We start from the raw sequence: 5,668 nt of genomic DNA on the forward strand, positions 1-5,668 counted from the left end.
CGAACGACGAGTGCGCGCTGTTCCTCGTGGACCACAGCCGCCCCGGCACCGCGAGGTGGTGCTCCATGGCGACGTGCGGCAACCGGATGAAGGCCCGCGCGCACGCGCGCCGGTCGCGCTGACCGCGGCCCCGCGTCGCCCCCTCCCGCCGTCCGCCTGCCCGACGCGGGGCGCCTGTGCCCCCGCCCGGAGGAGCGCGTCAGTCGATGACGGGCCGGCCTCCGACCCCGTCCCGCGGAGCCTCGGCCTCGGGCCCCCGCACCGCGCGCGGCCTCAGCTCGCTCACGACCGTGCCCGCGACGATGAGCGCCGCTCCGAGGATCGCGAGCGCCGGCAGCCGCTCCCCCGCTACCCGCCCGACGACCCCGGCCCACACCGGCTCGCCCGCGTAGATGATCGTCGCGCGCGTGGGCGAGACGGAGCGCTGGGCCCAGTTCATCGTGAGCTGGATGAGGCAGCTGCTCGCCCCGAGCGCCACCGCCGCGGCGAGCCACAGCCACGAGAACGCGGGGAACGCCTCGCCGACCAGGGGCATGCACGCGAGCGCGAGCGCCCCGGCGACGAGGAGCTGCACCACGGTCACCCGGCCGACGTCCACGCGCCCGGCGAACAGCCCGATGAGGAGGATCTCGGCGGCGATCGGGAGCGTGCTCACGAGGGTCGCCAGCTCCCCCGCGCCGAGCGACGCACCCTCCTGGGGACCGGCGACGAGCAGCAGCCCGACGAAGGCGAGCCCCACGCCCACGAGGGCGAGCGCGCTCGGCCGCCTCCGGAACGCGGCCCACTGCAGGAGCGGCACCAGCGGCACGTAGAGCGCGGTTATGAAGGCGGACGCGCTGCTCGAGATCGTCTGCAGGCCGTAGGTCTGGAGTCCGTAGCCGAGGAAGATCATCACGCCGATCGCCGACCCGGCCGCCAGGTCCAGCCGCCGCATGCCGCGCAGGGCCCGGCGGAAGAGGACCGCGCTGATCAGGCCCGCCGCGAGGAAGCGGAGCCCGACGAAGGACAGCGGCCCGCTGTGCTCCATCGCGAGGTGCACCACGAGGAACGTGCCGCCCCAGATCGCGGTGATGCCGATGAGCGCCCACTCGGGGCGGGACGGCCGGACGGCATGGAGCGACGGCGTGCGCATGGGGCGGAGCGCGCCGGGTCAGCCGGTGATGATGCGGGCGCCGTGCACGGGTCCCGTGGCCCGGATGACCGTGAGGCGGGCGGCGCTCAGCGCGATCTGCAGCTCGAGCGCGCTGTCGAGGTCGGCCGCGAGGAAGGCGACGGTGGGACCGGATCCGGAGACGATGCCCGCGAGCGCGCCGTTCTCCTCGCCGAGCTGCAGCACCTCGCCGAGCCCGGGCGCCAGGTGCAGGGCGGGCGCCTGGAGGTCGTTGTGGAGGACCTCGGCGAGCATGTGCGGATCCCCCGCCCGGAGCGCCTGCAGCACCCCGGAGTCGACCTGCGGGATCTGCTGCGCCGGGAAGATGTCCTGCGCGTGCCGCTCGCGGTGCTTGTCGAGCTCGCCGTACACGTCGGGCGTGGAGACGCCGAACTCGGCGATGGCGAGCACCCACTGGAAGGTGCCCTTGGCGAGGGCGGGGCTCAGCCGGTCGCCGCGGCCCGTGCCGATGGCGGTGCCGCCCGCGAGCGCGAACGGCACGTCGGCGCCGAGCTCCGCGCCGAGGGCGAGCAGCTGGTCGCGGGTGCGCTCGGTGCCCCAGAGGGCGTCGCAGGCGAGGAGGGTGGCCGCGGCGTCCGCGGACCCGCCGCCCATGCCGCCCGCGATGGGCACGTCCTTCTCGATGCGCAGGTGGACGCCCCCGCGGTAGCCGGTGCTGCGCGCGAGGAGGCGGGCGGCGCGGATGGCGAGGTTGTCGGCGCCGACGGTGAGGTGCGACGTGTCGATGGATCCGCCGAACTCGACGGAGAAGCCGTCGGACCGGGTGGCGTACACGTCCTCGTACAGGCTCACGGCCTGGTACGCGGTGGCGACGTCGTGGTACCCGTCCTCCTGGAGGGCGCCCACCGTCAGCGAGACGTTGATCTTGCCCGGGGCCCGCGCGTGCACCACGTCGGAGGTGGTGGCCGCGGAGGTCATGTGCTCCAACCTAGCGGAGGCTGGGAGCCGGTCCGTCACCGTCGCGATCGGCCCAGGCGCGGGCCACGCGGAGGTAGTCGTGGACGCTCAGCTCCTCGCCCCGCGAAGTGGGGGCCACCCCTCCGTCGACGAGCAGCGCGGACGCCGCCTCGCTGCCGCCGAGCAGCTCCGCGAGGGCCTGACGGAGCATCTTGCGCCGCTGCTGGAAGGCCGCGTCGACGATCCGGAAGGTGCGCCGCCGCAGCTCCTCCGCGGCGAACGGCTCCGCGTGCCGCTCGAACGCGACGAGCACGGAGTCGACGTTGGGCACGGGCCAGAACACCTGCCGGCTGACGTTGCCGGCCGTGCGCCAGGCGCCGTACCAGGCGGCCTTGACGCTCGGGGACCCGTAGACCTTCGAGCCGGGTGCCGCGGCGATGCGGTGCCCGACCTCGGCCTGCACCATCACCACGCCCGTGCGGATCGACGGGAAGTGCTCGAGCAGGTGCAGGAGCACGGGGACGGAGACGTTGTACGGGAGGTTCGCGACGAGCGCGGTGGGGTCGCCGGGCAGCTCCGCGACGCGCAGCGCGTCCTCGTGCACGACCGTGAGGCGCGCCTCCGGCTGGTACAGGCTCACGGTGAGGGGCAGCTGCTCCGCCAGGCGGCCGTCGATCTCGACCGCGACGACGCTCGCGCCGGTCTCGAGGAGGCCGAGCGTGAGGGATCCGAGGCCGGGCCCGACCTCCACCACGTGGGTGCCGGGCTCGACGCCCGCGACCCGCACGATGCGGCGCACGGTGTTCGCGTCGATGACGAAGTTCTGCCCGAGCTTCTTGGTGGGCGCGACGCCGAGGAGCTCGGCGAGGTCCCGGATCTCGGCCGGCCCGAGGAGCGTGGCGCCGGCGGCCGCGGGCGTGGCGGGCAGTGCCGCGCCGGGGCCCGCGTCGTCGCTCACGCGCGGCCCGCCGGGTCGATCTCGGCGGGGTCCTTCGCCGGCGACGTGACGGGCTCGTCGTCCCAGCGGCCGTAGACGAGCTCGGTGTTGGAGGAGATCTGCGCGGCGAGCATCGACACGTCGGTGCCGAGGTGCGCGGCCATCGCCCGCAGCGTGTGCGGGATGAGGTACGGCGCGTTCGGGCGGCCGCGGAACGGCACGGGCGTGAGGAACGGCGCGTCGGTCTCCACGAGCAGCAGCGAGCGGGGCGCGAAGGCCAGCGCCTCGCGCAGGTCCACTGCGTTCTTGAAGGTGACGGTGCCGGAGAACGACATGTACCAGCCGTTCTCGGCGCAGATCCGGGCGAGGTCCTCGTCGCCGGAGAAGCAGTGGAACACGGTGCGCTCGGGTGCGCCGACGCGCAGCAGCGTCTCGACGACCTCGTCGTGCGCGTCGCGGTCGTGGATCTGCAGGGCGATGCCGCGCTGCTTGGCGATCTCGATGTGCGCCTCGAAGGAGCGCATCTGGGCGGCGCGACCCTCCTCGCCCGTGCGGAAGAAGTCGAGCCCGGTCTCGCCCACGGCGCGCACGCGCGGTCGGCCGGCCAGCTCGTGGATCTCGGCCAGCGCGTCGTCGAGGGTGCCCGCCTCGTCGTACGCGGGCGCCTCGTTGGGGTGGATGGCGACGGCCGCGAGCATGCGCGGCTCGTGGGCCGCGGTCTCCGCCGACCAGCGGGAGGTCTCCAGGTCGCCGCCGACCTGGATCACCCCGCGGACGCCGACCGAGCTCGCCCGGTCGAGGTGCTCCGTGAAGTCGATGGGCGACTCGCCGTCCGCGATCTCGAGGTGCGTGTGGTTGTCGTAGACCGGGACCGTGAGCGCCTCGGGCAGCGGCGGATACGTGAGGTCGCGCGTCTGGCCGTGGACCGCGGTGGTGTCGCGCTGGCGCACGTAGTTCGAATCGGACATCCCGCCCACTCTACCGAGGGGCGGGTGCCGCACCCCGTGGGGCGCGGCCTCCCCGGTCACGCCGTGGGGGTGACCGGCTCCTGCTCGATGCGCGGGAAGAGCGGGGCCTCGAGCGGCGTGACGACGCCGGAGCCGGTCCACTCGTCGGCGAGGTCGATGCGCTGCTGGCCCACCGTGCCGTCGCCGCCGAGCGCCGTCCAGAGCTTCGCGGTGGCGCCGGGCAGCACGGGCGCGAGGAGCACGGCGAGCGTGCCGAGCCCGCGGACCGCGGTGTGCAGGACGGTCTCGAGGCGCGCGCGGTCCTCGTCCCTCTTGGCGAGCGCCCACGGCTCCTGGCTCGTGATGTAGCCGTTGAGCTCGTCGACCAGGGTCCACACGGCGGCGAGCGCCTCGTGGATGGCGAGCCGCTCGATGGCGTCGTCGGCCGTGGACGCGGCGGCGCGCGCGACGGACAGCACGCGCTCGTCGGCCTCGGTGAGCTCGTGCGCCTCGGGGACGCGGCCGTCGAAGTAGCGGCCGACCATGGCGATCACGCGGGAGGAGAGGTTGCCGAAGCCGTTGGCGAGCTCGGCCTGGTAGCGGGCGCTGAGGTCCTCCCAGCTGAACGAGCCGTCCTGGCCGAAGGCGAAGGCGCGCATGAAGTAGTAGCGGAACGCGTCGATGCCGAAGGTGTCGGTGATGGTCTGCGGGACGATGCCGGTGAGCTTCGACTTCGACATCTTCTCGCCGCCGACGAGCAGCCAGCCGTGGCCGAAGACGCGCCGCGGGGGCTCCTCCCCGAGGGCCATGAGCATGGCCGGCCAGATGACCGCGTGGAACCGGAGGATGTCCTTGCCGACCAGGTGGGTGGCGGGCCAGCGGCGCTGGAACCGCTCGTCGTCGACGCCGTAGCCGATGGCGGTGACGTAGTTCATGAGCGCCTCGAACCACACGTACACGACGTGGCTCTCGTCCCACGGGATGGGGATGCCCCAGTCGAAGCTGGAGCGGGAGATGGAGAGGTCCTCAAGGCCCCGGCGCACGAACGACAGGATCTCGTTGCGGGCGCTCTCGGGCTGGATGAAGTCGGGCCGCTCCTCGTAGAACGCGAGGAGCCGCTCGCCGAAGTCGCTCATGCGGAAGAAGTAGTTCTTCTCCTCCAGCAGCTCGACCGGCTTGGAGTGGATGGCGCAGACGAGCTGCCCCTCGAACGGACCGGTGCCCTCGAGGAGGTCGGAGGGCTGCTTGTACTCCTCGCAGCCGACGCAGTAGTAGCCCTTGTACTCGCCCGTGTAGATGAACCCGGCGTCGTGGAGGCGCTGCAGGAAGATCGTGACGGACTCCTCGTGGCGGGCGTCCGTGGTGCGGATGAAGTCGTCGTTGGAGATGTCCACGGCCTCGAGCAGCGGCTGCCAGCTCTCGGTGACGAGGCGGTCGGCCCACGCCTGCGGGGTCGTGTCGTGCGCGGTGGCCGTGCGGAGGATCTTCTGCCCGTGCTCGTCGGTGCCCGTGAGGAACCAGGTGTCGTCGCCGCGCTGGCGGTGCCAGCGGGCGAGCACGTCGGCGGCGACCTCCGTGTACGCGTGCCCGATGTGCGGGACGTCGTTCACGTAGAAGATCGGCGTGGTGATGTAGAAGGGCTCGCCGCGGGACATGAGCTCCATCCTAACGATCGGCGGGAGGGGCCCCGGCCGCGTGACGGCGACTCAGGCGAGG

Annotated in this window: 6 protein-coding genes; 1 reads left to right on the top strand and 5 read right to left on the bottom strand. The window is 73.3% G+C overall.

The window, feature by feature from the left end; all coding sequences use genetic code 11:
* Positions 1-122: CGNR zinc finger domain-containing protein (locus tag Q6969_RS12400; protein WP_317230713.1), on the top strand; the 122-nt coding region annotated here is incomplete at its 5' end.
* 77 nt (positions 123-199) lie between these two features.
* Here Q6969_RS12400 and Q6969_RS12405 read toward each other — a convergent pair.
* From Q6969_RS12405 to metG, 5 genes are read right to left on the bottom strand one after another with little or no spacing between them, the layout of a single operon-like run.
* Complete coding sequence (locus Q6969_RS12405) at positions 200-1,132, bottom strand: DMT family transporter (protein ID WP_317230709.1); 933 nt, start codon at positions 1,130-1,132, stop codon at positions 200-202.
* An 18-nt stretch (positions 1,133-1,150) separates the two neighbouring features.
* The gene (locus tag Q6969_RS12410) at positions 1,151-2,089 is read right to left on the bottom strand and encodes a 4-(cytidine 5'-diphospho)-2-C-methyl-D-erythritol kinase (protein ID WP_317230710.1); all 939 of its coding nucleotides are present in this window, start codon (positions 2,087-2,089) and stop codon (positions 1,151-1,153) included.
* Positions 2,090-2,099: 10 nt separating this feature from the next.
* Entirely contained in the window at positions 2,100-2,996 is an 897-nt protein-coding gene (rsmA, locus tag Q6969_RS12415; RefSeq protein WP_317230714.1) for a 16S rRNA (adenine(1518)-N(6)/adenine(1519)-N(6))-dimethyltransferase RsmA, read from the bottom strand.
* 26 nt (positions 2,997-3,022) lie between these two features.
* Entirely contained in the window at positions 3,023-3,973 is a 951-nt protein-coding gene (locus Q6969_RS12420) for a TatD family hydrolase (RefSeq protein WP_317230711.1), read from the bottom strand.
* Between the two features lie 56 nt (positions 3,974-4,029).
* Positions 4,030-5,607 carry a methionine--tRNA ligase gene (gene metG / locus Q6969_RS12425; protein ID WP_317230712.1) on the bottom strand — a complete coding sequence of 526 codons (1,578 nt, stop codon included), beginning with the start codon at positions 5,605-5,607 and terminating at the stop codon, positions 4,030-4,032.
* Between the last annotated feature and the right edge of the window lie 61 nt (positions 5,608-5,668).

It is taken from the genome of Clavibacter sp. MX14-G9D (assembly GCF_032917815.1).
Lineage (GTDB): Bacteria > Actinomycetota > Actinomycetes > Actinomycetales > Microbacteriaceae > Clavibacter > Clavibacter michiganensis_K.